Source organism: Staphylococcus sp. EG-SA-2 (assembly GCF_017152085.1).
In genome coordinates this window covers 1-609 of the sequence record NZ_JACYHC010001286.1, presented here as the reverse complement: position 1 = coordinate 609, position 609 = coordinate 1, and the positions used below count along the sequence as shown (strand labels likewise).

At 30.7% G+C, this 609-nt stretch carries 2 protein-coding genes; one reads left to right on the top strand and one right to left on the bottom strand.

The window, feature by feature from the left end; all coding sequences use genetic code 11:
- Positions 1-81 precede the first annotated feature (81 nt).
- The gene (locus IDG60_RS28320; RefSeq protein ID WP_000731976.1) at positions 82-183 is read left to right on the top strand and encodes an SE2200 family small protein; all 102 of its coding nucleotides are present in this window, start codon (positions 82-84) and stop codon (positions 181-183) included.
- Positions 184-242: 59 nt separating this feature from the next.
- Here the strand turns inward: IDG60_RS28320 and IDG60_RS20770 are convergent.
- A partial coding sequence (locus IDG60_RS20770; RefSeq protein WP_206161134.1) for an alkaline phosphatase occupies positions 243-609 on the bottom strand: 367 nt, incomplete at its 5' end.

The window sequence follows — 609 nt, the reverse complement described above, 5'->3', positions numbered from 1 at the left end:
AAATATGTCAAAAAGTGTATAATAAAAACATATAATTTAATTGAACTCAGTTTCAACACATCTTAGAAAGGAGTTTGAATGATGAAAAAATTAGCAGTTATTTTAACATTAGTTGGCGGTTTATACTACGCATTTAAAAAATACCAAGAACGTGTTAACCAAGCACCTAACATTGAGTACTAAATTAAACCATAAAAAATTCCCGAACACCTTGTTATAGTGCTCGGGAATTTTTTTATGCTTTACTTGAATATATCAAATATTATTTTTGCGCTTTCTGTATTTTCGATATTACCACTAAATGATTCTGATCTAGGTCCGTAAGCGTAGGTATTAACATCCTCGCCTGTATGTCCATCGGAAGTCCACCCTGTATAAGATTTATCATTTACTGGCTTCTGAATTGCGTGTTGTAAGGCTTTTGTTTGTTTTTCTACATCTGCAGATTTTTCGTCTTTTTCTTTTTTAAGTAATTTTTGCAACTTTTTATTCTCTTTTTTAACCTTTTTCATATCATCTTGTGAAAATTCAAAGCCATAACCTTCATTAATAACTTTTTCAGGGTCTTCACCTTTAGCCATTTTTTCTGTCATATATGATCCAGAGTGT

Bases quoted from the DNA above. Each gene is read 5' to 3' on its own strand.
- IDG60_RS28320 (WP_000731976.1), top strand. From the start codon at position 82: ATGAAAAAATTAGCAGTTATTTTAACATTAGTTGGCGGTTTATACTAC.